The sequence below is a fragment of the Betaproteobacteria bacterium genome (assembly GCA_016194905.1).
Taxonomy (GTDB): Bacteria; Pseudomonadota; Gammaproteobacteria; order Burkholderiales; family JACQAP01; genus JACQAP01.
On the sequence record JACQAP010000026.1, the window covers coordinates 154,640 to 176,372 of the forward strand.

Annotated in this window: 23 protein-coding genes and 1 tRNA gene; 21 read left to right on the plus strand and 3 right to left on the minus strand. The window is 62.0% G+C overall.

The window, feature by feature from the left end; genetic code table 11:
• Positions 1-128: 128 nt before the first annotated feature.
• The 10 genes from HY067_17960 to HY067_18005 all read left to right on the plus strand — a co-directional run bounded on the left by HY067_17960 (position 129) and on the right by HY067_18005 (position 8,061).
• Positions 129-1,925, plus strand: a complete 1,797-nt coding sequence (locus HY067_17960; protein MBI3529840.1) for a tetratricopeptide repeat protein — start codon at positions 129-131, stop codon at positions 1,923-1,925.
• Between the two features lie 8 nt (positions 1,926-1,933).
• Complete coding sequence (lolB, locus tag HY067_17965) at positions 1,934-2,509, plus strand: outer membrane lipoprotein LolB (protein ID MBI3529841.1); 576 nt, start codon at positions 1,934-1,936, stop codon at positions 2,507-2,509.
• The gene (ispE, locus tag HY067_17970; protein ID MBI3529842.1) at positions 2,506-3,348 is read left to right on the plus strand and encodes a 4-(cytidine 5'-diphospho)-2-C-methyl-D-erythritol kinase; all 843 of its coding nucleotides are present in this window, start codon (positions 2,506-2,508) and stop codon (positions 3,346-3,348) included. The genes lolB and ispE overlap by 4 nt, the downstream gene beginning before the upstream one ends.
• 7 nt (positions 3,349-3,355) lie before the next feature.
• Positions 3,356-3,430, plus strand: a tRNA-Gln gene (locus tag HY067_17975).
• 147 nt (positions 3,431-3,577) lie between these two features.
• Positions 3,578-4,528, plus strand: coding sequence for a ribose-phosphate pyrophosphokinase (locus tag HY067_17980; GenBank protein MBI3529843.1), 951 nt, complete (start codon positions 3,578-3,580; stop codon positions 4,526-4,528).
• 104 nt (positions 4,529-4,632) lie between these two features.
• Complete coding sequence (locus HY067_17985; protein ID MBI3529844.1) at positions 4,633-5,361, plus strand: 50S ribosomal protein L25/general stress protein Ctc; 729 nt, start codon at positions 4,633-4,635, stop codon at positions 5,359-5,361.
• Positions 5,362-5,443: 82 nt separating this feature from the next.
• A complete protein-coding gene (pth, locus tag HY067_17990) occupies positions 5,444-6,010 on the plus strand; it encodes an aminoacyl-tRNA hydrolase (protein MBI3529845.1) in 567 nt (188 codons plus the stop codon).
• A 69-nt stretch (positions 6,011-6,079) separates the two neighbouring features.
• Entirely contained in the window at positions 6,080-7,174 is a 1,095-nt protein-coding gene (gene ychF / locus HY067_17995; GenBank protein MBI3529846.1) for a redox-regulated ATPase YchF, read from the plus strand.
• 121 nt (positions 7,175-7,295) lie between these two features.
• Positions 7,296-7,988, plus strand: coding sequence for an outer membrane beta-barrel protein (locus HY067_18000; protein MBI3529847.1), 693 nt, complete (start codon positions 7,296-7,298; stop codon positions 7,986-7,988).
• Complete coding sequence (locus tag HY067_18005; protein MBI3529848.1) at positions 7,948-8,061, plus strand: DUF933 domain-containing protein; 114 nt, start codon at positions 7,948-7,950, stop codon at positions 8,059-8,061. The genes HY067_18000 and HY067_18005 overlap by 41 nt, the downstream gene beginning before the upstream one ends.
• Before the next feature lie 12 nt (positions 8,062-8,073).
• Here the strand turns inward: HY067_18005 and HY067_18010 are convergent, their stop codons facing one another.
• The 3 genes from HY067_18010 to HY067_18020 form a co-directional block, all read right to left on the minus strand.
• Positions 8,074-9,591, minus strand: coding sequence for an aldehyde dehydrogenase family protein (locus HY067_18010; protein MBI3529849.1), 1,518 nt, complete (start codon positions 9,589-9,591; stop codon positions 8,074-8,076).
• 34 nt (positions 9,592-9,625) lie between these two features.
• On the minus strand, positions 9,626-11,758 hold the full coding sequence (gene rocD / locus HY067_18015) for an ornithine--oxo-acid transaminase (protein MBI3529850.1): 2,133 nt from the start codon (positions 11,756-11,758) through the stop codon (positions 9,626-9,628).
• Positions 11,759-11,903: 145 nt separating this feature from the next.
• Entirely contained in the window at positions 11,904-12,821 is a 918-nt protein-coding gene (locus tag HY067_18020) for a DMT family transporter (GenBank protein MBI3529851.1), read from the minus strand.
• 276 nt (positions 12,822-13,097) lie between these two features.
• On the opposite strand from HY067_18020, the gene HY067_18025 reads away from it, so the two are divergent.
• The 11 genes from HY067_18025 to pal all read left to right on the plus strand — a co-directional run bounded on the left by HY067_18025 (position 13,098) and on the right by pal (position 21,700).
• Entirely contained in the window at positions 13,098-13,829 is a 732-nt protein-coding gene (locus HY067_18025; protein ID MBI3529852.1) for a YebC/PmpR family DNA-binding transcriptional regulator, read from the plus strand.
• Between the two features lie 97 nt (positions 13,830-13,926).
• Entirely contained in the window at positions 13,927-14,493 is a 567-nt protein-coding gene (ruvC, locus tag HY067_18030; GenBank protein MBI3529853.1) for a crossover junction endodeoxyribonuclease RuvC, read from the plus strand.
• Entirely contained in the window at positions 14,490-15,068 is a 579-nt protein-coding gene (gene ruvA / locus HY067_18035) for a Holliday junction branch migration protein RuvA (protein MBI3529854.1), read from the plus strand. The genes ruvC and ruvA overlap by 4 nt, the downstream gene beginning before the upstream one ends.
• Before the next feature lie 159 nt (positions 15,069-15,227).
• The gene (locus HY067_18040) at positions 15,228-16,004 is read left to right on the plus strand and encodes a hypothetical protein (GenBank protein ID MBI3529855.1); all 777 of its coding nucleotides are present in this window, start codon (positions 15,228-15,230) and stop codon (positions 16,002-16,004) included.
• A gap of 34 nt (positions 16,005-16,038) precedes the next feature.
• Complete coding sequence (gene ruvB / locus HY067_18045; GenBank protein MBI3529856.1) at positions 16,039-17,079, plus strand: Holliday junction branch migration DNA helicase RuvB; 1,041 nt, start codon at positions 16,039-16,041, stop codon at positions 17,077-17,079.
• Positions 17,075-17,542 (plus strand): tol-pal system-associated acyl-CoA thioesterase, encoded by a 468-nt coding sequence (gene ybgC / locus HY067_18050; GenBank protein ID MBI3529857.1) that lies wholly within the window; start codon positions 17,075-17,077, stop codon positions 17,540-17,542. The genes ruvB and ybgC overlap by 5 nt, the downstream gene beginning before the upstream one ends.
• A 16-nt stretch (positions 17,543-17,558) precedes the next feature.
• Entirely contained in the window at positions 17,559-18,293 is a 735-nt protein-coding gene (gene tolQ, locus HY067_18055) for a protein TolQ (GenBank protein ID MBI3529858.1), read from the plus strand.
• Positions 18,294-18,306: 13 nt separating this feature from the next.
• Positions 18,307-18,726 carry a protein TolR gene (tolR, locus tag HY067_18060; protein ID MBI3529859.1) on the plus strand — a complete coding sequence of 140 codons (420 nt, stop codon included), beginning with the start codon at positions 18,307-18,309 and terminating at the stop codon, positions 18,724-18,726.
• Positions 18,723-19,679 carry a cell envelope integrity protein TolA gene (locus HY067_18065; protein MBI3529860.1) on the plus strand — a complete coding sequence of 319 codons (957 nt, stop codon included), beginning with the start codon at positions 18,723-18,725 and terminating at the stop codon, positions 19,677-19,679. Before tolR ends, HY067_18065 begins: the two co-directional genes overlap by 4 nt.
• 45 nt (positions 19,680-19,724) lie before the next feature.
• Entirely contained in the window at positions 19,725-21,029 is a 1,305-nt protein-coding gene (gene tolB / locus HY067_18070) for a Tol-Pal system protein TolB (GenBank protein ID MBI3529861.1), read from the plus strand.
• A gap of 2 nt (positions 21,030-21,031) precedes the next feature.
• The gene (gene pal / locus HY067_18075; protein ID MBI3529862.1) at positions 21,032-21,700 is read left to right on the plus strand and encodes a peptidoglycan-associated lipoprotein Pal; all 669 of its coding nucleotides are present in this window, start codon (positions 21,032-21,034) and stop codon (positions 21,698-21,700) included.
• Positions 21,701-21,733 lie beyond the last annotated feature (33 nt).

Genomic DNA, 21,733 nt, shown 5'->3' on the forward strand with positions numbered 1-21,733 from the left:
ATACGGGATCACTTGTGATGGGCGCCAAATATACCTAAACTGTCCGCTGGATTGAAGAACTTCGCGCAGGATCGGATTCTCTAACGGTCACTCGATCAATTCTGCAATCTCATAACCTCCTCACATCCATGCTAGGTCTCCCGCCAATCCTCGCCACGCCGGTTGTCGTTTTCTGCCTCGTGCTGGGCGCCTGCGCACACCCTGATGCCCGTGCCGGCCATGACGGCGGCGCCAGCCTCGCAGCCGCTGACGCGGCGCAATCCGATCCGGAAAACTTCGAAGCGCAAGCGCGCCAGGTTTTCGGTACGAAAGCGCTGTCGCGCACCGACTTGCCCGACCGATCCTTGGATTCGGACCTGCTGTATAAGTTTCTGCTTGCCGAAATCGCCGGCCAGCGCGGAAACTACCAGATCGCGGCGCAAGCCTATCTCGAAATGGCCAAGACGACACGCGATCCGCGCATTGCCCAGCGCGCCACGGAAGTCGCGCTCTACGGTCGTTACAGCGACATCGCAGTGGAAGCGGCCAAGCTCTGGCTGGCAACCGAAAAGGACTCGGCGGCCGCGCGGCAGACGCTGGCGGCCCTCTTCGTCAACAGCAACGACCTGCAATCGGCAAAACCGTTGTTGCAGCAAATGTTGGCCGCCGATGGCGACAACATCGGCCAGTCGCTGACGCAACTGGTTCCGCTGCTGGCCAAGCACGCTGACAAGAATGCGGTATTGGCGCTCGTCAAGGAGTTGACCAGACCTTACCGTGAGCGCCCGGAGGCGCATCTCGCCGTGGCGGAAGCCGCGCTCGCCGCGAATAAATTCGATGCGGCGCTCACGGAGATCCGCGAAGCCATGCGGTCCCGTTCGGATTGGGAAACCGGCGCGCTGTTTCAGGCACAGCTCCTCAATCGAGAGTCGCGCGCCAAGGCCCTGGACTATCTGAAGACCTTTCTTGACGCCAACCCGAAAGCGCAGGAAGTCAGGCTCGGCTACGCCCGTCAACTGATCAGCGACAAGAAATTTCCGGAAGCTCGCGTCGAATTCCAGCGGTTGCTGGAAGACAACCCGCAAAACGGCGATATCGCCGTCACGGTGGCGCTGCTGTCGGTGCAGATGAACGATCTCGATCTTGCCGAGACTCAGCTGAAGCGCGTACTGGAGATGGACTACAAGGATCCGGACGCGGTGCGTTTCCACCTCGGGCAGGTCAATGAGGAACGCAAGCGCTACGACGAGGCCGCCAAATGGTATTTATCGGTGGAAGAGGGCGAACAATACGTTCTAGCCCATGCGCGTTACGCGTTCATGCTGGCAAAGCAGGACAAGCTCGCCGAGGCGCGTGCGCACCTACAGAACCTCGCCCCGCAGAATGACGCCCAGCGCGTGCAGATACTGCAGTCCGAGGCGCAATTGATGCGGGAAGCGAAGGACTTCAAGGAATCGTTCGACATTCTCAGAAAAGCACTCGATGTCCAGCCGGACCAGCCCGAGTTGCTCTACGACGTTGCGCTGGCCGCCGAGAAAATCGACCGCATCGATATCGTCGAGATCAACTTGCGGCGGTTGATTGTCCTCAAACCCGACCATGCGCAGGCGTATAACGCGCTGGGTTACACCTTGGCCGATCGCACCGACCGGCTGGCCGAGGCGCGCGATTACATCGAGACGGCGCTCAAGCTGTCGCCGGAAGATCCCTTCATACTCGACAGCATGGGCTGGGTCGAGTATCGCCTGGGCCACGTTGCGCAGGGGCTTCAATATCTGGAACGCGCTTTCCGGCAACGTCCGGATCCGGAGATTGCAGCTCACCTCGGTGAAGTGCTGTGGGCCAAGGGCGACAAGCCCGGCGCGGAAAAAGTCTGGCGCGATGCGTTGCGTGACAATCCGGAAAACGACGAGCTGCAGAAGGTCATCAAGAAATATCTGCGCTGAGTCGGCATATGCAATATCGGCTCGGCGTGCTCGCGCTATGCGGTGTCCTTTCGGTGTTGGCCGGTTGCGCCTCCACTCGTCCTGCGCAAGTTTTGCCCGCTTCCAATGTGTCGATCAGCGCGTTCTCCCTGAACGGAAGAGTCGCCGTCAAACTCGACGATCGCGGTTACACGGCCAGTCTGCGCTGGCGCCATTCGGCGATGCGCGATTCCCTCAGGCTGCTTTCCCCGCTCGGTTCCGTTGTCGGCGAGATCGAGGCTGATAGCGATGGCGCCACGCTGACCACCGGGGACAAGAAGGTACATCGATCGAACGATGTGCAGTCGTTGACGCGCGAAGTTCTCGGTTGGGACCTGCCGCTTGCCGGGCTGCGCTATTGGGTGACCGGCCGCGCCGATCCTGGATCGCCGGTTCAGGCGCAGAGTCGTGACGACAATGAGCGGCTCAAGAGCCTGACGCAGAACGATTGGCGCATCGCCTATATCGAATATTTCGGCGACAGCGCCCTGCCCGCGCGTCTGTCGCTCGCCTATGACCGGCTCAATCTGCGCCTGATCGTCGAACACTGGGAGTTGCCGGAGTGACAACCGCGGCTGGCGTGTTTCCGGCGCCGGCAAAACTCAATCTGTTCCTTCACGTGGTCGGCCGAAGGCAAGATGGCTACCATCTGCTGCAGACCGCGTTCCGCTTCATCGACTACGGCGACGAACTGTCCTTTGTCGTGCGCGCCGATGGCGCAATCCGCCGCACCACCCCGATGGAAGGCGTTCCCGAGGAGCGGGATTTGAGTGTGCGCGCCGCTCAAGCATTGCAGCAGGAGACCGGGTGCCGCGAAGGTGCGGACATTGGCATCGTCAAGCGCTTGCCGATGGGCGGGGGGCTCGGGGGCGGCAGTTCCGATGCGGCGACAACGCTGATCGTGTTGAATCGGCTGTGGCACACCGGGCTGTCGCGCGACCGGTTGCAGCAACTCGCGCTGAAACTGGGCGCCGATGTGCCGGCATTCGTGTTCGGCAAAAATGCTTTTGCCGAAGGGATCGGCGAGCGCTTGCAGGTGCTCCGGTTGCCTCCCGCTTGGTATCTGATTCTGGTGCCCGAACTGGCTGTTTCCACTGCGGAAATCTTCTCCTCTGCTGAATTGACACGTAATACGAATGCAATCACAATAGCGGCCTTTTCAGTCGGCCAGGGCCGCAACGATCTTGAGCCGGTGGTGTGCCGGCGTTATCCGCAGGTGGCCCGTCATCTCGAGTGGTTGCGCCGATACGGCGATGCCCGCATGACCGGATCCGGGGCTTGCGTTTTCTGCGCGTTTGACAGCGAAGGGCGTGCGCGTCGGGTATTGTCGGAATTGCCGGCGGACATGCGGGGCTTCGTGGCGCGCGGTCTGGACCGGCATCCTCTGTGGTCGGAGGACGACTAGAGTTTTTTGGGGAGTCGCCAAGTGGTAAGGCACCGGATTTTGATTCCGGCATTCGTAGGTTCGATCCCTACCTCCCCAGCCAGTCTAGAGAGTGGTCGGTGCGGACTGGAGACAGGTAACGACAGCCGCGAGCGTGCTTGCGGCTCATTTTATTTTTGGACCCGGATTTTATTGGACCGGTTAAATCGGGTTTTTCCAACCCCCAGTCTCCAGTATCGAGTGTCTAGAAATGGCTTATGACAGCTTGATGGTGTTTACCGGCAACGCGCATCCGAAGCTTGCCGAAGACGTCGTCAAACACCTCAACATTCCGCTCGGACGTGCCACGGTCGGTCGCTTCAGCGACGGCGAGGTGATGGTCGAATTGCTTGAGAATGTGCGCGGCAAGGATGCCTTTGTGCTGCAGTCGACTTGTATGCCGACCAATGACAATCTGATGGAAGTCCTGTTGATGGCCGACGCGCTGAAGCGCTCGTCTGCCGGCCGCATTACCGCAGCGGTTCCTTACCTGGGGTATGCGCGCCAGGACCGGCGGCCGAGCTCGGCACGGGTGGCGATCAGCGCCAAGGTGGTCGCGAACATGATGGTGGTGGCGGGCGTAGACCGCCTGTTGACGATGGATCTGCATGCCGACCAGATTCAGGGTTTTTTCGACATTCCCGTGGATAACGTTTACTCGGCGCCGATCCTGCTGGGGGATATCTGGAAACTGGGCCACCAGAATCTGGTGGTGGTGTCGCCCGACGTCGGCGGTGTAGTGCGGGCGCGGGCCCTGGCCAAGCGCCTCGAGTCCGATCTAGCGATCATCGACAAGCGCCGTCCGCGGCCGAATGTGGCCACGGTGATGAACATCATCGGCGATGTCGCCGGGCGCACTTGCGTGATCATGGACGATATGGTCGATACCGCGAATACGCTATGCGAGGCGGCGCTGGCGCTGAAGGAGAAAGGCGCGGATAAAGTACTCGCCTACTGTACCCACCCGGTGCTGTCGGGGAGAGCCATCGAGCGCATCGAGAACTCGGTGCTGGACGAGCTGGTGGTGACGGATACGATCCCGCTGCGCGAGGAAGCGAAACGGTGCGAGCGCATCCGCCAGCTCAGCATCGCGGCATTGCTGGCCGAAACGATGCTGCGCATCAGCAACGAAGATTCGGTTTCCTCGTTGTTCATGGAATAGTTTTTTGCTGTTCGAAAGATTTTACGATGGGGTGGCAGCGATGCCGTCCCTTTTGAAACAGGCAGCGACTGGTCGCGGTCGCCGCCTTAACTAAGGAGAGCCACATGGCAACGATAGAAGTCAATGCGATGTCCCGCTCGCTGCAGGGAACGGGTGCGAGCCGCCGCCTGCGCGGAACGGGCAAAGTGCCGGGTATCATCTATGGCGGAGAGTATCCCGCGCAAAACGTGGAGTTCGACCACAACGGGTTGTTCCACCAGCTCAAGCAAGAGGCCTTCCACGCCTCGATCCTGAGCATGACCGTCGACGGCAAGAATGAACGCGTGCTGTTGCGCGATGTACAGATGCACCCCTGGAAGCAATTGATCCTGCATGTCGACTTCCAGCGCGTATCGGCCAACCGGAAGATCCACATGAAAGTGCCGCTGCATTTCATCAATGCCGAAATCGCCCCCGGCGTGAAAACCGGTGGCGGCATCGTCAGCCACGTGATGAACGAAATGGACGTCACTTGCTTGCCGGATGATCTGCCGGAATTCATCGAGGTCGATCTGCAGACCCTCGAAATCGGCGCAGCGGTGCATTTGGCCGACCTGAAAATTCCCAAAGGCGTGGAATCGGTGCAACTGACTCGCGGGGACAATGCCGTGGTGGCGACGGTGCAGATCCCGCGTGTGATCGCCGAACCGGAACCCATCGCTGCCGTTGTGGCGGCAGAAGGCGCCGCCGCCGACGGCGCCGCTCCTGCCGCAGGTGCCGCACCTGCGGCCGGCGCCGCACCCGGCGCGGATGCCAAGAAGGAGCCCGAGAAGAAGGAAGGCGGCAAGAAGTAATTTTTTCGCAGTTCGAACCACGGCCTGCCGTCAGCGTTGCCTGTCCGGCAGGCCGGTTTGTTTTCAACGCCGCACGATCGACATGAAGCTTGTCGTAGGACTGGGTAACCCGGGCCGGGAGCATGAGGCCACCCGCCACAACGCCGGTTTCTGGTGGGTGGACAGGTTGGCTGCGCGGGCCGGCGCCCATCTGCGTCCGGAATCGCGATTTCACGGCTATGCGGGCAAGCTGGTCGACGGTGGCCGGGAATGCTGGCTGCTCAAGCCCAGCACGTTCATGAATGTCAGCGGCCGCGCGGTGCAGGCGCTGACGCAGTTCTACAAGATCGCCCCGGGTGACATGCTGGTCGTACACGATGAACTCGATTTGCCGCCCGGAGAGGTCAAGCTCAAGAGGGGCGGCGGTTCGGCGGGCCACAACGGCCTCAAGGACATCACCGCGCACCTGGGACCGGATTTCTGGCGGCTGCGCATCGGCATCGGCCGGCCGGTCGACCGCGATCAAACGGTGAATTTCGTGCTCAACGCGCCGCGCAAGGAAGAGATGCCGCTGATCGACGATGCCATCGAGCGCAGCCTCGATACCTGGCCACTGTTGCTGGATGGCAAGAGCGAAGCGGCGATGCTCAAGCTGCATACGAAACCGTAACTGGTAACTAGTGATTAGTGATTGGCAAAAAACGCAATCACTAATCACCAGTCACTAATCACCAATCACATGTCACTGAAATGTGGAATCGTCGGACTGCCGAATGTCGGCAAGTCGACTCTGTTCAACGCGCTGACCAAGGCCGGCATCGCGGCGGAAAATTACCCCTTCTGCACCATCGAGCCCAACGTCGGCGTCGTCGAGGTGCCGGATGCGCGTCTGGCGCAACTCGCGGTTATCGCAAAACCGCAGAAGGTGATCGCGGCGATCGTCGAGTTCGTGGATATCGCGGGACTCGTCGCCGGTGCGTCGAAGGGCGAGGGTCTCGGCAATCAGTTCCTGGCCAACATCCGCGAGACCGACGCCACCGTTCATGTCGTGCGCTGTTTCGCCGACGACAACATCGTGCATGTAACGGGCAAGGTCGATCCGCTGTCCGACATCGAGACCATCGAAACCGAACTGGCGCTGGCCGACCTCGCCACAGTCGACAAGACGCTGGCGCGTAACCGCAAGCTGGCGCAGTCCGGCGACAAGGATGCGAAGCTGCTGGTCGCGGTGCTGGACAAAGTGCAGGTGCAACTCGATCAGGCCAAACCGGTCCGCGCGCTTGACCTCTCCAGGGAAGAGCTGGCGAGCATCAAGCCGCTTTGTCTGATTACCGCTAAGCCGACGCTGTACGCCGCCAACGTCGACGAGCATGGATTCGGCGACGACAACGCGCTGCTGAATCAGGTAAGGCAAAAAGCCGCGAGAGAAGGCGCGCCGGTGGTGGCGTTCTGTGCACGCATGGAAGCCGAGATCGCCGACCTGTCCGATGAGGACAAGCGGGTGTTCCTCGGCGACATGGGCCTGCAGGAACCGGGGCTGAATCGCCTGATTCGTGCTGGCTACGAATTGCTGGCATTGCAGACTTATTTCACCGCCGGCGAGAAGGAAGTTCGGGCCTGGACCATCCATAAAGGCGATACGGCTCCGCAGGCCGCCGGTGTGATCCACACCGATTTCGAGAAGGGCTTCATTCGCGCCGAGGTCATTGCTTTCGACGACTACATCGCGCACAAGGGCGAACAGGGTGCCAAGGAAGCCGGGAAAATGCGGCTGGAAGGCAAGGATTACGTCGTCAAGGATGGCGACGTGACGCACTTCCGCTTCAACGTTTGACCCGCATCCATCTTCCGTCGAAGCGCCATCGCAACGTCGCCTCGACGTTCTGCGATTTACATGTCGTGGACATTCGGGTACAAATGCGCCATTTGTGTACTCAAACCGAGAGGAGGCTCGTGTGAATAAATATGCTGTAGCAGGTATGCTTTCGCTGGCGCTCACCGGGACTGTTCAAGGGGCGGCGGCGCAGGATCCCGCCGCCAAGGCAGGCGGTCCGGCCTCTCCCTGGTACGTCGGAGTCGGTATCGGCCGTACCAATGCAAGCATCCCGGGACAGACGATCGACAGCATCAATGCCACCCTTTCCGCGGCGAACGGCGCCACCTTCAGCGTAATCGACAAGGACAAAAGTTCCACTGGAGCGAAACTCCTCGTCGGCTACAGCTTCAACCGCAATTTTGCGGTCGAAGGCGGTTACGCGGCGCTGGGCAAATCCAAGGTAGACATGGATTTTCGCAGCGGCCTAAATTCGGTCGGCGGCTTCAACATGGACTACAAGATGTCCGCTGCGTTCATCGATGCCGTGGGCATCCTTCCTTTTGCCGAGAAGTGGTCGCTTATTGGCCGCCTTGGTGTGGCCTACGACAGGACGAGTGCGAACTTCAATGGTTCGCCCATCACACTGATCACCTCGAACGACAACAAATCGGAAAGCAAATTTCGCGAGAAATTCGGCGCCGGCGTCGATTACAACCTGAATCCTGCGTTCACGGTACGAGCAGAATGGGAACACTACAAATTTCCGGACCCGTTCAGCGACGAATTGTTCAATGTCGACGCAGCGACGCTGTCTTTGCTTTTTCGCTTCTGAACGGCTGCGCCCCGAAGGCAAAGAGTACGTCGTCAAGGACGGCGACGCGATGCGCTTCCGCTTCAACGTGTGAATTCGCGCCGTTTCAGTTTCTACCAGGATCGAACCTGATCCCCTGGGCCAGCGGCAGGTCGGGGCCCCAGTTGATGGTATTGGTTTGGCGTCGCATGTAAGCTTTCCAGGCGTCCGAACCGGCTTCGCGCCCGCCTCCGGTTTCCTTCTCTCCGCCGAAAGCGCCGCCGATCTCCGCCCCCGAAGTGCCGACGTTGATGTTGGCGATTCCACAATCGCTGCCCAGTGCCGACAGAAATCGCTCGGCGTGACGCAGGTTCTCGGTGAATAGTGCCGATGACAGCCCTTGGGGCACGGCGTTGTTGAGCGCGATCGCATGGTCGAAGTCGCGGTAGCGGATCAGGTAAAGAATCGGCGCGAAGGTCTCGCGTTGCACGATATCCCAGTGGTTTTCCGCAGTCGCCACGGTGGGTTGCACGAAGTAGCCGGGTCCGGGCAGCGCTTCGCCGCCGAACAGTATCTGTGCGCCCAGCGCCCTGAGCTCAGCGACCGCGGCGAGAAAGCGGCTGCGCGCCGCCGCGTCGATCAGGGGGCCCATCAATGTTCCCGGATCGAGCGGGTCGCCGACCACTATCTGACGGTAGGCGTGGACAAGCCGCGTGGCCAGCTCTTCGAACCGCGATTCGTGGACGATCAGGCGACGGGTGCTGGTGCAACGCTGGCCGGCGGTGCCGACTGCGCCGAACACGACGGCGCGCAGCGCCAGATCGAGATTGGCGGTTTCGTCCACGATCACCGCGTTGTTGCCCGAGCATTCGAGCAGGCAACGGCCCATTCTCTGTGCCACCACGCGGGCGACGTGACGACCGGCGGCGCTCGAGCCGGTAAACGACAGCAGCGCCACGCGCGGATCGGCAATGAAGCGTTCTGCCGTTGCCTGATCCTCGCTGACGAACAGCGAAAATACGCCTTCGTGCCCGTCCTCCCGCATTACCCGGTTGACGATGTGCTGGACCGCGACCGCGGTAAGCGGCGCCTTGGGCGAGGGCTTCCACGCCACGGTGTCGCCGGCCACAGCGGCGATAAACGCGTTCCACGCCCACACTGCAGCCGGAAAATTGAAGGCGGTAATGACACCCACCACACCGAGCGGATGCCATTGCTCGTACAGGCGGTGGTGCGGCCGCTCGGAATTCATGGTGTTGCCGTAGAGCATGCGCGACAGCCCCACCGCGAAGTCGGCGATGTCGATCATCTCCTGCACCTCGCCGTCGCCTTCCTGCTTGATCTTTCCGGTTTCGAGCGCGATCAAACTGCCGAGCGCGTCCTGGTAACGGCGCAGCTCGTCGCCGATGCGCCGCACCAGTTCGCCGCGCTTGGGTGCGGGCACTGTCCGCCACGTCTTGGAACTATCCACGGCCGTTGCCAGCACGCGGTCGTAATCTGCGGCAGAGCAGGCGCCGACCGAGGCGATGGGTGCGCCGCTGGCCGGATTGATCGAAGAGAACGACCGTTCGCCCTTGAGCCACTCGCCGCGGCAGCAGGCAGACGGATTCAGGGCGCCAATTTGCAGTTCGTTGACGAAATCCATCGTTGCCTCCTCGTCGTGTCCGCGCGGCGAGGCTTCACGCGGCATGCCGCGCTATCGCGTCGAGCTGAACGAAGGCGGCGCGGATGCCGGTAACTGCCTGGTCGATCTGTTCGCGGGTGATTACCAGCGGCGGCGCGAAGCGCAACACCGTGTCGTGGGTGTCCTTGGTGAGCACGCCGTTCTCGAGCAGCTGTTCGCATACCACGCGGGCCGAGACCCACGATGTGTCGATTTCCACCCCGATCAGCAGACCTTTGCCGCGCACATCCCGGATCAAGGGGCTTTCGATCATACGCAACTGCGCCAGTAGATACGCACCGAACTCGGCCGCACGCTGCGGTAGTCGCTCTTCGACCAGCACATTTAACGCCTCGAGGCCGACCGCGGCTGCCAGCGGGTTGCCGCCGAAAGTGCTGCCGTGGTCGCCGGGGCCGAATACTTCCATTACCTCGCGTCGCGCCACGAACGCCGACACCGCAAGCAAGCCGCCGCCCAGCGCCTTGCCGAGAATGATCCCGTCGGGCTTCACGCCTTCGTGTTCGCAGGCGAACATCCGGCCGGTACGGCCGAGGCCGGTTTGCACTTCGTCGCAGATCAGCAGGACGTTGTGCTGGCGGCAGATCTCGGCGCAGCGAGACAGGTAGCTTGGCGGCGGCACGATGATTCCGCCTTCGCCTTGGATGGGTTCCACCAGAAACGCTGCGGTGTGCGGCGTGATGGCGCGCGCGAGCGCCGCTGCGTCGCCGTAGGGAATACGCTTGAAGCCCGGCGGGAAAGGGCCGAAGCCGTCCCGATACTGGTGCTCGGAAGACATCGCCAGAATGGCGATCGAGCGGCCGTGGAAATTGTCCTCGCAGGCGATGATTTCCGCTTTGTCCTCGGGGATGCATTTGACTTTGTGGCCCCATTTGCGCGCCGCCTTGAGTGCTGCTTCCACCGCCTCAAGCCCGGTATTGGCGGGCAGCGCCAGGTCCTGCCCGGTCACTTCGCACAGCCGCTTCAGGAATAACGGCAGGTGTTGATTGTGGAAGGCGCGCGAGGTGACGGCAAGCATGCGCGCTTGTTCCGTAAGCGCACGCACAAGTCGCGGGTGGCAATGGCCGTGACTCACCGCCGAGTACGCGCTCATCATGTCGATGTAGCGGCGGCCGTGCTCGTCCCACAGGTGCACGCCTTCGCCCCTGACCAGCACTACCGGCAACGGGTCGTAGTGGTGGGCGCCGTAGCGGTGCTCGATGTCCGGCATAGAAGGCGCCGCTGGCAGCCGTCCGGCCAGCAGTGCCTCGACCAGATCGGCGACGATACCCCCGGTGGCAGCGTGCCGGTCCCGTCGCGGGTTGTACTCCGCGATCTCCGCCGCCAGCAGAGCCGGATGACGCGCGAGTTGGATCAGCCCGGATCGCAACGCCGCGACGGCAATCCCCCCCGGCGCCGGGCTGCCCACGCCGGGTACTTCGCCCGGATCGAGCACGTCGAGGTCAATGGTCACGCCGAAACCCGCAGTGCCGTCTTGAACGACGTCCAGCGCATCGCGTATCACCGCTTCCAGCCCGCGACGCTGGACTTCCTCCATGAAAAAGGTTTGCACGCCAAGGTGCGCAAGCAAGTCGGCTTCGCCGCGTTCATAACTGCGCACGCCGATCAGGCACACATGCCTTGGTTCGACTCGGACGCCTTTGCCGATGGCGACCAGCGCCTCCTCGCCGCGACCGAGCAGGCAGGCAAGCGGCATGCCGTGCAGCGCGCCGGTCGGCGAAGTTTGCGGTGTGTGTGCATCCATGTGGGCATCGATCCAGATCAGGCCGATCGGGCCTTTGGTCCGGCGCGCCGCGGCCACGCCTTTCCAGGTGCCGACGGCGCACGAGTGGTCGCCGCCGAGGATCAGCGGAAAATCGCCGCGTGCGACGATCGCCTCGACGCGCTGCGCCAGTTGCTCGCATACCTGTGCCACCACGTCGAGATTGGCATCGGCGGTCGGATCCGGCCGGATGGTGTCGCACCAGAAGACCGCATGACCGCGCGACTGCAGACGTTCGACGAGATTCGCGGCATACAGCACGTCCGCGCCCGCTTCGCAGCCGCGGTTCCTGGCGCCGTGACCGCAGGCGACGCCGACAATCTGGACGGTCTTGGCGAGATGCTGTGGAGACATCCTGGGGTCGTTCATGGGGGCACCTCCAGGTAAGGGAGATAAAGGGCCTGTCGTCTCTAGCTTAGATTGCCCTTGCGAAGGTTTTGTTCAAACCGCATGCGTTGCGCGAACGTCATACGGGGAAAACGGGGATGCGCGCATCCGCCAGCGTGCCAGTGGGTTAGCGTTTGACGCTGACCAGGGTCACCCCGGCCAGCACCAGCGCTGCGCCGAGCATCTGCACCAGCGTGATGGGCTCGTCCAGGAACCAGTAACCGAGGAAGATTGTCGCCACCGGTCCGATCGATCCGACCATCGCAGCGTGATTGGCATCGGTCAGGCGGATCCCCTCCGACATCAGCCAGGCAGGGATCACCGTGGAAACGATCGCCATCGTCAACGTCAACAGATAGACCTGCGCCGGTAGTTTCAGCGCCTGCATCTGGTGCGTGAGCAGGAACTGGAACACGCACACCACGCAAGCGACCAGCATCGCATAGGCGGTAAAGCGCATCGCACCGATCTTTCCAACGGTTTCTCCGGCACCGATCAGGTAGAACGAATACACCACGCCACTCGCGAAAACCAGTGCGCCGCCGATTGCGATTTCATGCGCATGCGTGCCGAAACCCAGGTTTTCGGTGAATACCAGCGCGATACCGCCGTAGGACAGTGCCAGCGCGATGATATGGTGGAGCCGGATCGGCTTCTTCAGCCACCACGCCGACAGCAGTACCACGATGGTTGGGTACAAAAACAGGATCAGCCGTTCCAGCCCGGCGGTGACGTACTGCAGTCCGAGGAAGTCGAGATAGCTCGCCAGGTAGTAGCCGATGAAGCCGAGCACCAGGATCGAGATCCATTGTCGGCGCGTGAGCGGTAGCGCCACCGATTCGCGCCCGGACCACAGCGCCATCAGCACGAAAAACGGCGCCGAAAACAGCATGCGCAAGGTCAGCAGAGTGGTGGCGTCCACCGGGTACACGTAGGCGAGCTTGATCACGATCGCCTTGGCCGAGAACCCCATCGCTGCGAGAAACACGCACGCGGTACCGAGGAAGGAAGCGCGGGCGGCCGCGCCCGCGGCGGGTTTGGACATCAGGAATCGCGGAACGGAATCAGCGTCTGCCGCCGAGGATAGAGCCGAGCACGTCGCGGACTATGTTGATTGCCGATTTGTCGGTTAACTGCATTCCCCATGTTTTTGCCAATCGATGCTCGTGCGATGACTTGGCGATCGGCAGAGGTTGTGTCATGGGATGTTTGGGCAGCGCCGGAAGCGGACCGTGTGGTAAGATTTTTTAATAATTATATCAGCCGCCTACATCGGTCGAAGGAGATCGTGCGGGGTGTGCTGCAAATCGCAGAGGAAGGTATGGCAGGTCACAGCAAATGGGCAAACATCCAGCACCGCAAGGGACGCCAAGACACCAAGCGGGGCAAGATCTTTACCCGACTGATCAAGGAAATCACGGTTGCTTCACGGCTCGGCGGTTCCGACATCACGGCCAACCCGCGTTTGCGCCTCGCGGTGGACAAGGCTTACGCGAACAACATGCCCAAGGACACCGTCGAGCGCGCCACCAAGCGTGGCAGCGGCGAGCTGGAGGGTGTGAGCTATGAGGAAATCCGATACGAGGGTTACGGCATCGGCGGGGCTGCGGTTATCGTACACTGCATGACGGACAATCGCGTGCGCACGGTTGCCGACGTGCGCCATGCCTTCGCCAAGCACGGCGGCAATCTCGGCGCCGAAGGTTCGGTCGCTTTCCTGTTCCGGCATTGCGGCCAACTCCTGTTCGCGCCGGGCACGAGCGAAGAGAAAGTCATGGAAGCGGCGCTGGAAGCCGGCGCCGAGGATGTAATCGCCAACGACGACGGCAGCATCGAAGTCATCACCACGCCGAACGACTTTCTCGCGGTCAAGGATAAACTCGAGAAGTCGGGCCTCAAAGCCGAACTCGCGGAAGTAACCATGAAGCCGACGACGGAAATCGCGCTCACCGGCGAGGATGCCGCAAAAATGCAAAAACTGATGGATGCGCTGGAAGCCCTCGACGACGTTCAGGAGGTCCATACCAGTGCGGTAATGGACGGCGAGGGATGACGGACGGGCGGCGACGGGCGACGGTAAGCGGCGGGCGGATCACCGCGATTCGGGAATCGGCTGTTCTCTCCGGTGTTGGCCCGTGCTGAGAGAAAGCATGGCCGTCCCCGCCTCACGCCCCGCCCCCCAGCTCTTACCCGTCATCAGAATTCTGGGAATCGATCCGGGATTGAGAGTGACGGGTTTTGGCGTGCTGGAAATATGCGGCCAGAAGCTGACCTACATCACCAGCGGCCGCATCCGTACTTCCGAAAAGGGCGAGCTGCCGGAGCGTATCCGCACCATTCTGGAAGGTCTTTCGCAGGTCATTGCGGAGATCAAGCCGCAGCAGGTCGCCGTCGAGAAAGTGTTCGTCAACGTCAATCCCCAATCCACGCTCATGCTCGGCCAGGCGCGCGGCGCGGCCATCTGCGCGGCGGTGATCAGCGCCTTGCCGGTGTCGGAATATACCGCGCTGCAGGTCAAACAGTCGGTGGTGGGCAATGGTCACGCGCGCAAGGAACAGGTGCAGGAGATGGTGCGCCGGCTGCTCAGGCTCCCGGGCGATCCGAGCGCCGACGCGGCTGATGCGCTGGCTTGTGCCATCTGTCATGCGCATGGCGGACTCGGTCTGGGGAAGCTCGAAACGCGGGGATTCAGGATGAAACGTGGGAGGCTGGTGTGATCGGGAGGCTGACTGGGCAACTGATCGAGAAGCGCCCTCCCACGATCGTGGTAGAGGTTCATGGCGTGGGTTACGAGGTCAACGTGCCGATGAGCACCTTTTTCCAGTTGCCCGCCACCGGCTTGCCCATCACCTTGCAAACGCACCTCATCGTCCGGGAGGACGCGCATCTGCTGTTCGGCTTTGCCACCGACCAGGAACGCCGGGTGTTCCGTCAGTTGCTGAAGATCAGCGGCGTCGGGGCGCGCACCGCGCTCTCGGTACTGTCCGGAATGTCGGTGTCCGAGCTTTATCAGGCGGTCTCGGCGCACGATGGCGCGCGGCTCATCAAAATTCCCGGCATCGGCAAGAAGACCGCGGAACGGCTGTTGCTGGAACTGCGCGACAAGCTAAACGCGGGCATCGGCACGGCGGTTGCCGGCGGGGATGCCGGGGTCAGGAGCGACGCGATGAACGCATTGCTTGCGCTCGGCTACAGCGACAAGGAAGCGATGCATGCGCTCGAGAAAATCGCGCCGGAAACGCCGGTACAGGACGCGATCCGGCATGCGCTCAAACTGCTCTCGAAGGCATGATCGACGCGACCGCGTGGCGAAGCAGTTGCCATGTCGCCCGACAACGACAAATATACCCATTCGCGGGACGATGATTTCCCGGGGCGCTGGGCTATAATCCGAGGCAAAATTTCAGGCGCACTTCGTCTGAATGATCGAACCCCGGGGGGATGTGCACAGATGATCGTTGCAGCACGTGTTGTCGCGGTGGCTTTGGCTGTGCTGATGTGCGCGGCGGGCGCCGCCGCCGACGAAAACGCCGACAAGAAGCAGCAGATTGCGGAACTCATCGATCTGCACGACCTGACCACGTCGGTATCGATAGGCAACTACTACCTCAAGCAGGAAAGCCTGGTCGCCATTCGCAGCCTGCTCACCCGCCTGGGCAGGGAAGAGAAACTCGGGCCCGACTGGAATCTGCGCAATCCCCAGTGGCAGCGCGCCGAGGAAATCCTCCTGCAGCCGATCATGGCGAAGGTCGCGGACGATTTCACCAACCTCGACTGGCTGAGACCGCAATGGCAGGACCTTGACTCGCGCGAATTCTCCGCCGAGGAGCTGGACGTCCTGCTCTCACATTTCCATTCCGGCGTCGGCCGCAAACAGGCGAAGATCGTTGACCACACGGTGTCGACGCACGTGATCACGACGCTTTCTTTCTCCGGCAAGCTCAAGGACATCCCCGGCGTCCAGGAAGAGCGCAGCCGCATGCAGCACATCTGGAACCAGGAGGACGACGACATGCGTTTCTCCATCCAAGATGCAACCAATGCCGAGGGGCAGCGCTTTGCTTATTCGGCGTTGGGCAAGAAATATTTCGTGACCGCAATCCTGAAACTGACCGGCATCATCAGCCGCCGCATCGACGAGATCGCCGTTGCGCTGCCGAAAGAGGTGGATGCCCGTGCCGATCAGGTCCGGCCCCTGTTGCAGGAGTTCAAGAGCGGCCACGGTTGATGCCCGAAGCGCATCTTCGCAGCGGCTACGAAGGATGATCGAAACCGACCGCCTGATCACGCCCGCCCCGCAGTCGACGCAGGAGGAAGCGCTCGAGAGGGCTCTGCGTCCCAAACAGCTCGACGAATACATCGGCCAGGAAAAGATCCGCGGCCAGCTCCAGATCTTCATCGAGGCCGCCAGGAATCGCAGCGAAGCGCTCGACCACGTGCTGCTGTTCGGTCCGCCCGGATTGGGCAAGACCACGCTGGCGCACATCATCGCCCGGGAAATGGGCGTGAATCTGCGGCAGACCTCGGGGCCGGTGCTGGAGAGGCCGGGCGATCTCGCGGCGCTGCTGACCAACCTCGAACCCAAAGACGTGCTGTTCATCGACGAGATCCACCGGCTGTCGCCGGTCGTCGAGGAAATCCTCTACCCCGCCCTGGAAGATTTCCAGCTCGACATCATGATCGGGGAGGGCCCGGCCGCGCGTTCGGTCAAACTCGATCTGCCGCCCTTCACGCTGATCGGCGCCACAACCCGCGCCGGCATGCTGACCAACCCGCTGCGCGACCGCTTCGGCATCGTTTCACGCCTCGAATTCTATTCATCCGCCGAGCTCACGCGCATCGTCCAGCGCTCGGCGCGCCTGATGAATGTGGAGACCTCGCTGGAAGGCGCGATCGAGATCGCTTCGCGTTCGCGCGGCACACCGCGCATTTCGAACCGGTTGCTGCGCCGCGTGCGCGACTACGCGGAGGTGAGGGCGCAGGGCCGGGTCGACCGGGAAATTGCGGATGCGGCCCTGAAAATGCTGGATGTGGACCGGATCGGACTGGACGTGATGGACCGCAAGCTGCTGCTCGCCGTCGTCGAAAAATTCGGCGGCGGTCCGGTCGGCATCGACAACCTGGCTGCGGCGATCGGCGAGGAGCGGGACACCATCGAGGATGTGCTCGAGCCTTTCCTGATCCAGCAGGGCTACCTGCAGCGCACCCCGCGCGGCCGCATGGCAACCGCATCGACTTACCGGCATTTCGGTCTGGCCGTGCCCTCGCTTTCGGGCAACGCCGAGCTGTGGCGGGAGAATTGACATCGAATTCGCAATTCCGGTGCGCGTGTATTACCAGGACACCGATGCGGGCGGTGTGGTGTTCCACGCGACTTATCTGGATTTTCTCGAACGCGCACGCATGGAGTGGATGCGCAGCAGAGGTTTCGATACGAGGGAACTCGCCAGCCGATTTCGGCTCGTATTCATCGTCAGGCAGCTGGAGATCGCCTACATGAAACCGGCGTTGCTCGACGATCTGGTGAGCGTCAGCGCGGCGGTGGAGAAAATGGGCCGCGCCCAGCTTACGTTTGCGCAGGAGGTCAGGCGCGACGGCGAGACCCTGGTGCGTGCCGCCGTCAATGTTGCCTGCGTCGGGGCCCATGATCTGAAACCGGTGCCGTTTCCGGAAAAAATCCGCATGTCATTGGCGGAGGATGCGAAACCGACAACGAAGGAAAAAGCTCAGGCCGGCCAACCCCACCGGCATCTTAACCGCGTTTAAACGACTGCATACGACCATGAACGTATCCCAAGACCTGTCCCTGATCAGCCTGATCGGCAACGCCAGCGTGCTGGTGCAGCTGGTATTGGCGCTGCTGCTGCTGGTTTCGATGATTTCGTGGTGGTTCATCTTCCGCAAGATGTTCGTTGTCCGCCATGCGACGCGCCGAACCGACCAGTTCGAGCGCAGCTTCTGGAGCGGCGCGGACCTCGGCACGCTCTACCAGGCTGCGGCGAGTGCACGCCATAACGCCGGCAGCATGGAACGCATCTTCGAATCCGGATTCCGCGAGTTCGTGAAGCTGCGCAAACAAAGCGGAACCAGCCTCGGCGTGCTCATGGACGGTACGCGCCGGGCCATGCGCGCCACTTATCAACGCGAACTCGACCACCTGGAGGCGCACCTCTCGTTTCTGGCGACGGTCGGTTCGGTCAGTCCCTACGTCGGCTTGTTCGGTACGGTGTGGGGCATCATGAATGCATTTCGCGGGCTGGCCAATGTCGGCCAGGCCACACTTGCCCATGTGGCGCCGGGCATCGCCGAAGCACTGGTCGCCACGGCCATGGGGTTGTTCGCGGCGATTCCGGCGGTGATCGCCTTCAACCATTTCGTGCGCCATATAGAACGCCTGTCGACGCGTTTCGACAGTTTCATGGAAGAATTCTCCAACATCCTGCAGCGGCAGGCCAACACGCCGCCTCAGGCGGCGGCCGGACAAACGGCCGGGCATGTTGCCGTGAACGCGGGCTGATCCCCACGTGGCCATGAACCGCCGGCGTCATCCGCGCCTGATGAACCAGATCAACGTCGTGCCTTATATCGACGTGATGCTGGTTCTTCTGGTGATCTTCATGGTCACGGCGCCGCTGATGAATCCCGGCGTGATCGATCTTCCGAGCATCGGCAAGAGTTCGGCACCCCCGGCGCTGCCGATGGAAATCTCCATTCGCGCCGGCGGCGCCCTCTCGCTGATCGATCGCGACGTATCCGGCGCCGAGCGCCCGGTCAATCGCGACGAACTGGTCAAGCTGATCAGGAGCAAGCAGGCGAAGAAGCCCGATCAGCCCGTTGTCATTTCCGCGGACAAGGATGTTAAATACGAAGCCGTCATCCAGGTCATGGACCTGTTGCAGCAGAATCAGGTCAAGCGGATCGGGCTGCTGGCGAAGCCGCGTCCGGGGTGAGATTGCGCACGGTTGACGAACCCGGCCGCGTCGCCTCGGGTGCCCTTGCAGTCCTGGTGCACCTGATGTTTTTCGGCCTGCTCGTGTTCGGCATCAGCTGGCAGAAAAAAGTCGCGAGCCCCATAGTGGTCGATCTGTGGCAGGACCTGCCCGAGCCGGTGAAAAAGGTTTCGCTGCCCCCGGAGCCGCCCAAGCCTGCGCCGAAGCCGGTGCCCGAGGTCAGGAAAGAACCGGTCCCGCCGCCACCGCCGGCACCCAAGGTGGAAACGCCCAAGCCGTCGGCCGCGGATATCGAGCTCAAGGAGAAACTGCGCAAGCAGAAGGAAGAAGAGGCCGAGCGGCGCGAGGAGCAAAAGAAAGCGGAACTCGAAAAGCACAAACTGGAGGAAGAGCAGCGCAAGGCCGCGGAGGAACAGCGTCGCGAGGAAGCGGAACTGAAGCGCGCGGAGCAGGAAAAGTTGAGCCGGGAAGAGGAGGCGCGCCGCGCCGAGGAACAAAAGCGCGTGGAGGAGCAGCGCCGCGTCGACGAAGCGAAACGTGAAGAAGAGCGCAAGCAGCGCGCTGCCGCCGTGGAACGCGAGCGCCAGCAGCAGGATGCCGCGCGCAAGCAGCGCGAAGTCGAGGAGACCAAGCGCCGTGCGGAAGCGGCGGCGCGCGCCGCGCAGCAGAAGCTCATCGACGACTGGAAGGCGCGCATTCAGGCGAGGATCAAGAACCGCGTCGTGGTGCCCCCGAACATGGAGGGAAACCCCGAGGCCCGATTCGAGGTCGTGCTGCTGCCTGGAGGCGAAGTGTTGAGCGCCTCCCTGCGGAAAACGAGTGGCAATCCGGCCTATGACGCGGCCGTGGAACGCGCCATCATGGCGGCGCAACCGCTGCCAGTACCGACTGAAACTGATCTGTTCCAGGAAAACTTCCGGGAACTCACTCTGGTTTTCCGACCCAAAGACTGAGCGATGCCATACTTCAACCTGCCCATGCACCCATCTCCCATGCAAATGCGCCGTTTTTTCGCCCGGGGCGCGGCCGCCGCTCTGCTGTTGTGCCTGTTGTGTTCCCACGCCGCAGCGGCGCCTCTCGCCATCGAAATCATTGGTGGCGGCGCCAATCAGATCCCGATCACCGTCCTGCCGTTCGCGGGCGAGGATCGCTTCGCACAGCGCATGGGCCAGATCATTTCGGCCGACCTGCAGAGAAGCGGCCTGTTCAAACTCGGCTCGATCGGCAGCGTGCGGCCCCTGCCGGCTGAACCTTCCGAGATCAACTATCGCTACTGGAAAAACGAAGGCACCGAGACGATGGTGATCGGCAGCATCTCGGAAAAAAGCGACGGGCACGCCGAGGTGCGCTTCCGTCTGATGGACATTGGCAAGCAGTCGCAGGTGCTCGGCTTCTCCTACACCATCACCGTGCCGCAGCTGCGCATGACCGCACACAAGATCGCTGACCTGATCTACGAGAAGCTGACCGGCGACGCCGGCGTGTTCGCCACCAAAATATGCTACGTGACCAAGAGCGAGAACCGCTTCGAGCTGCAGGTGGCCGACGCGGACGGCTTCAACTCCGATTTCATCCTGGCGCACCGGGAGCCGATCATCTCGCCGCAGTGGTCGCCGGACGGCGCGCGCATCGCCTATGTGTCCTTCGAGCGGCGCAAGCCGATCGTGTTCGTGCACAACCTGCTGGACGGAACGCGCACGGTACTGGCCAACTTCGAAGGTTCCAACTCCGCGCCGTCATGGACGCCGGACGGCAAGCGGCTGGCAATCGTGCTGACCAAGGACGGTACTTCCAATCTTTACGTAATCGGTGCCGACGGTTCAGGACTGAATCGCCTGACCAGCAACCAGTCGATCGACACCGAACCGAGTTTTTCACCCGACGGCAAGACCATTCTGTTTACATCCGACCGCGCCGGCAGTCCGCAGATCTACCGCATGCGCGCCGACGGACAGGGCGAGGCGGAACGCCTGACTTATGAAGGCAGTTACAACGTCACGCCGCGTTACAGCCCGGACGGAAAATCTTTCATCTTCATCCATCGCAACGAAGGTCACTTCAATGTCGCGGTGCAGGAAATCGCATCGCGCCAGATGCAGATCCTGACCGCCGGTGGCCTCGATCAATCGCCGACGTACGCGCCGAACGGCAAGATGATCCTCTACGCTTCCGAGGTAAAGGGGCGTGGTATATTAGCCGCCGTGTCGAGCGATGGGCGGATCAAGCAAAGAATTACCGCGCAGTCTGGCGACATTCGCGAGCCTTCGTGGGGACCGCTTCCGAACAATCGCCGAAAGGAGTAGTGATGAGAAAAATATTATTTGCCGCGTCCCTGACTTTCTTGCTCGCGGCCTGCGCGAGCCAGGGACAGAAGAGCGCCGATATCGAACAGCGCGATCTTTTCGACCAGCAGCAGGCGCAGCGCCAGGAGGCCGCGAAGGCGCAGGACGCCGACAAGCAGGCCAAGATCGCGAAGGAGCAGGAAGAACTCAAGCGCCAGCTCGACGAGCAGCAACGCCGTCAGCAGGCCCAGGGCGAACAGGCGATCGTCAAACCGCTGCCCGGCACCGGCGTCGGTGGGTCGCAGCTCAAGGGCGATGCCTGGGCTCAGCTCAAGGAACCCGGCAGCCCGCTTGCGAAGCGCAGCGTTTATTACGAGTACAACCGTTACGACATCAAGGAAGAGTACGTGCCGGTGATCGAAGCGCATTCGAAATTCCTGATGGACCACACCGACCTCAAGATCGCCGTGCAGGGCAACTGTGACGATCGCGGCAGCCGCGAATACAACCTGGCGCTGGGCCAGCGCCGCGCGGACAGCGTCAGGCGCGCGATGGTGTTGCTCGGCGTCGGCGAGAAGCAGATCGAGACCGTCAGCTTCGGTGCGGAGAAGCCGGTGGCCTTCGGTCAGGATGAGGAAAGCTGGGCCAAGAACCGACGCGCCGACATCGTCTATCCGAACGAACCGCAGTAATGTCTGTTCGCCCCGGTTTCAACGGCGCGCCGC